Source organism: Inquilinus limosus MP06 (assembly GCF_000767795.1).
Lineage (GTDB): Bacteria > Pseudomonadota > Alphaproteobacteria > DSM-16000 > Inquilinaceae > Inquilinus > Inquilinus limosus_E.
Genome location: NZ_JANX01000562.1, coordinates 1 through 4054 on the forward strand (window position 1 = coordinate 1; position 4054 = coordinate 4054).

Annotated in this window: 5 protein-coding genes; 3 read left to right on the forward strand and 2 right to left on the reverse strand. The window is 71.2% G+C overall.

Features of this window, described 5'->3' with window-relative positions; genetic code table 11:
• A partial coding sequence (locus tag P409_RS28395; protein ID WP_034846332.1) for a LysR substrate-binding domain-containing protein occupies nt 1–646 on the reverse strand: 646 nt, incomplete at its 3' end.
• A 102-nt stretch (nt 647–748) separates the two neighbouring features.
• Here P409_RS28395 and P409_RS28400 point away from each other — a divergent pair.
• The 3 genes from P409_RS28400 (at nt 749) to P409_RS28410 (ending at nt 3496) form a co-directional block, all read left to right on the forward strand.
• The gene (locus P409_RS28400) at nt 749–1006 is read left to right on the forward strand and encodes a hypothetical protein (protein ID WP_152613591.1); all 258 of its coding nucleotides are present in this window, start codon (nt 749–751) and stop codon (nt 1004–1006) included.
• Nucleotides 1007–1141: 135 nt separating this feature from the next.
• Nucleotides 1142–2365 (forward strand): adenylate/guanylate cyclase domain-containing protein, encoded by a 1224-nt coding sequence (locus P409_RS28405; RefSeq protein ID WP_034846335.1) that lies wholly within the window; start codon nt 1142–1144, stop codon nt 2363–2365.
• A 189-nt stretch (nt 2366–2554) separates the two neighbouring features.
• Nucleotides 2555–3496 (forward strand): ribose-phosphate diphosphokinase, encoded by a 942-nt coding sequence (locus tag P409_RS28410; protein WP_034846337.1) that lies wholly within the window; start codon nt 2555–2557, stop codon nt 3494–3496.
• Between the two features lie 37 nt (nt 3497–3533).
• Here the strand turns inward: P409_RS28410 and P409_RS39370 are convergent.
• The coding region (locus P409_RS39370) for a metallophosphoesterase family protein (protein WP_034846340.1) at nt 3534–4054 on the reverse strand (521 nt) is incomplete at its 5' end.

Below are 4054 nucleotides of genomic sequence, written 5' to 3' on the forward strand. Positions count from 1 at the left end.
CTTCGACCGGGACCGTCACTCGCCCCGCCGTCGTCTGGAACGGCCAGGACACCGGGCCCGGGGCAGTGGCGAAGACCACGCAGTCATGCCCGGCCAGATCCGCCGGTTCGGCCGGCGCGCCGCGGCGGGCGAGATAGCCGGGGGCGGCGCAGACCCGCATGCGGATGCCGCCCAGCCGGCGGACGATCAGACTCGAATCCGGCAGCCGGCCGATGCGGAGAACGAGGTCGACGCCGTCCTCGACCAGATCGACCGGGCGGTCGGTCAGGGTCAGGTCGATGGCCAGGCCGGGATGGCGCTCCAGGAATTCCGGCAGCAGCGGTGCCAGCTTCAGTCGGCCGATCAGCGTCGGCGCGGCGACATGCAGCCGGCCGGCAGGCTCGGCGTGATGCGCGGTCAGCGCCTGCTCCGCCTCCTCGACCTCGCCGAGGATGCGGCGGGCCTGCTCGTGATACAGCCTCCCGGCCTCGGTCAGGGCCAGGCGCCGGGTGGTGCGCAGCACCAGGCGCGTGCCCAGCCGCTCCTCCAGCGCTGCGAGCTGGCGGCTCACCGAGGTCAGCGACAGGCCCAGCGCCCGCGCCGCCGCCGACAGGCTGCCGGCCTCGGCCACCTTGACGAAGACGGCCATCGCCTCGAAGCGGTCCATGGGCATCCTTGCGGTTTGCGGAAGGATGAAATCCGAAATGGTACGATACTCCCGGATCTGGCGTCGGCATATCGTCGGTGCGACACAATGATGGAGGGTCAGATGGTCAGCTTGTCTCAACCCCTCGACCGGGCCGCCGACGGGAGGGCGGCCCCGTGCCGGCGGGCGGAGGCGGCGGAGGAGCGGGCCTCCCTGGTCTGCGTCTGCGCCGTGTCTGCGGCGGGGCTCGTCCTCGGGCTGGTCGCGACCTTCGGGCCCGCGGGATCCGGTCAGGCGGTCGCAGCGGCGCTGGTCGCCGGCCTCGGGGGCGCGGGGATGGTCGGCCTCGGCATCGGCTTGGCCAGGGTCCTGTCGCGATGAATGGCCGGTGCGGTCGCGCGGCTGGGCAGGGCGCGACCTGCTCCGACGCCGTCGTCGCGGCGCTGCACCGCGGGCCGGGATGGTGTAAAGCTGCGGCAATACGGGACGCCCCGGCCATGCGCCGCAGGATGACAGATGGACGATTCGAAGATCGCCGCCCTTGCGGAATGGACCACCGAGGCCGGGCTGATCGGCCTGCTGGAGACCGAGCTGCTGGCCGGGTTCTGCGCCCGGGCCGTGTTCGCTGGCCTGCCGATCGCCAGCGGCCTCCTGGTGATCGACACGCTGCACCCGGTCTATGAGGGCAACGCCGTGCGCTGGCGCCGCGGCGAGCCGGAGGCCAGCTTCACCGGCTACGGCCGCACCACGCCGGGCCTCAATGAGGAGAGATGGCGCGCCAGCCCGTTCTTCCACCTGATCGATACCGGCGAGGACTGGATGCGCCGGCGGGTGACGCCGGAAAGCTGCGCCGAATTCCCGGCGGTGGCCACGGCGGCGGAGGAGGGGATGACCGACTATCTCGGCGTCCTCAACCGCTTCGAGGCGGAGGGCGCGATCGCCGACTGGGACGGCCTGTTCTCCGCCTGGACCACGGACCAGCCGGGCGGCTTCAGCGACCAGGAGATCGCCGGACTGCTCAAGGTCCTGCCTGGCCTGGCGATGGCGATGAAGGCGATCACCCTGGCGCGGATGGCCTCGACGCTGCTGGAGACCTATCTGGGCCGCGACGCCTGCAACTCCGTCTGGGCCGGGCGGATCGCCCGCGGCGTCGCCGACCGGATCGACGCGGTGCTGTGGTTCAGCGACCTGCGCGGCTACACCCGGATCACCGACAATGCCCCGCCGGAACAGGTCATCCCGCTGCTCAACGACTATGCCGACGCCGTGATCTCGGCAGTCCAGGACGCTGGCGGCGACGTTCTCAAGCTGATCGGCGACGGCGTGCTGGCGATCTTCCGGCCGGAGGCTGGCGACGCGGAGGGCCGTGCCCGGGCCTGCCGCGCGGCGCTGGCGGCGGTGCGTGAGGCCCGGGCTGCGATCGCGATGCTCAACCCGCAGCGTGCGGCGGCCGGGCAGCCGGTGACCGAGATGTATGCCGGGCTGCATATCGGCGAGGTGTTCTTCGGCAATATCGGCAGCGCCCACCGGCTCGACTTCACCGTGGTCGGCCCGGCGGTGAACGAGACCAGCCGGATCGCCGAGATGTGCCGGTCGGCGGACCAGCCGATGCTGGTCTCCTCCGCCTTCGCCGCGGCGGCGGGCGGGGAAGCGGCCGGCCTGGTCTGCGTCGGCCGCTATGCCCTGCGCGGCGTGCGCCTGCCGCAGGAGCTGTTCACGCTCGAGCCGGATCCGTCATAGCCATCAGGCTCTCGGCGCAGTCGACCACCGTGATGGTGCCGGGGTGGACGAAGCCTGGCACGTGCTGCGCCTTCACCGAGGTCAACCGGAATTCGGGCACGGACGTTTGGGGGCGAGAGGGCGGATGGACAAGGCTGTCCGCCCTCTCTACCGTCGGCGCCGATCGGATCGATTCGACACGAGGGACGCATGGCGGAGATCGCTGTTTTCTCTGGCACCGCCCATCCTGCCCTGGCGGCCGAGATCTGCGCCGCGCTGGGCGTGCCGCTCAGCCCTTCCCGGGTCCAGCGCTTCGCCAATGACTGCATCGGGGTCCAGCTCCAGGCGAATTGCCGCGAACGCGACGTCTTCCTGGTCCAGACCCTCAGCCCGCCGGTGCAGGAGCATCTGGTCGAGCTGCTGCTGATGATCGACGCGGCGCGCGGCGCGTCGGCCTCGCGCATCACCGTGGTGATGCCGCACTATGCCTATGCCCGGTCGGACAAGAAGGACGCGCCGCGGATCTCGATCGGCGGCCGGCTGGTGGCCGACCTGCTGGTCGCGGCGGGCGCCGGCCGGGTGCTGACCACCGCGCTGCATTCGCCGCAGGTGCACGGCTTCTTCAGCGTGCCGGTCGACCACCTGCATGCCCTGCGCGAGCTGGCTGGGCATTTCCGCCGCACCGACATGGCCGACGCCGTCGTGGTCTCGCCGGATCTTGGCTATGCCAAGGAAGCGGCCGCCTTCGCGCGGCTGCTGGGCGCCGGCGTGGCCATGGGCGCCAAGCAGCGCTACGAGAACGACCGGGTCGAGATCAGCACCATCATCGGCGAGGTGCGCGGCAAGGACGTCATCGTCATCGACGACGAGATCGCCAAGGGCAGCACGATCTTGGAACTGCTGGGCCATCTGCGCCGCCAGGGCGCCCGGTCGATCCGCGTGGCCTGCACACACGGCCTGTTCGCCGGCGGCGCGCTGGAGCGGCTGGGCGGCCAGGAGGACATCCTGGAGATCGTCTGCACCAACACCGTCCCGGTGAACGGCGCCGCGCACCATCCCAAGCTGACCGTCCTGTCGATCGCGCCCGCGATGGCGGAGGCGATGCGCCGGATCCATGCCGGTGAATCGGTCAGCGAGCTGTTCCACGCCTAGGTCGATCCGGCATCGAGCCACCGACGACGCCTGAGACCTAGAGACGCCAGACCCGGAGGCCGCGCATCCGGTCGCCATGGATCAGGACCGCCGACAGGCAGCCGGTGGCGAAGGCGCCGGTGTCGACATCGATGCGGTGCGGATGGTCCAGATCCAGCCGGTCGACCGGGGTGTGGCCGTGGATCACCGCGACGCCGTCGGGGAAGGGATCGCGCCAGTCCAGGAACGGCTCGCGGATCCACAGCAGGGTGTGGCGGTCCTGCTGCGCCAGCGGCACCTGCGGGTCGATGCCGGCATGGACGAAGAACAGGTCGCCGATCCGGTGGGTGACCGGGCAGCCGCGCAGCCAGTCCAGCAGGTCAGGCCCAATCGCCGCGCGGACCCGGCCTCGCCAGTCGGGGTCGAACTCGGTGACGCCGCATTCGTCCAGCACGCGATCGCCGCCATAGGTCAGCCAGAACTGCAGGGTGTTGTGGTCGGCGGCGCCGTCCAGCAGCGCTAGCATGCGGTCGTCGTGGTTGCCGAACAGGGTGACGGTCTCCGCCCCGCGACGCCCTG

What these genes read in the sequence shown, in the direction of transcription:
- P409_RS28400 (WP_152613591.1), top strand. Translation starts at nt 749, where the DNA reads ATGGTCAGCTTGTCTCAACCCCTCGACCGGGCCGCCGACGGGAGGGCG.
- P409_RS28405 (WP_034846335.1), top strand. Translation starts at nt 1,142, where the DNA reads ATGGACGATTCGAAGATCGCCGCCCTTGCGGAATGGACCACCGAGGCC.
- P409_RS28410 (WP_034846337.1), top strand. Translation starts at nt 2,555, where the DNA reads ATGGCGGAGATCGCTGTTTTCTCTGGCACCGCCCATCCTGCCCTGGCG.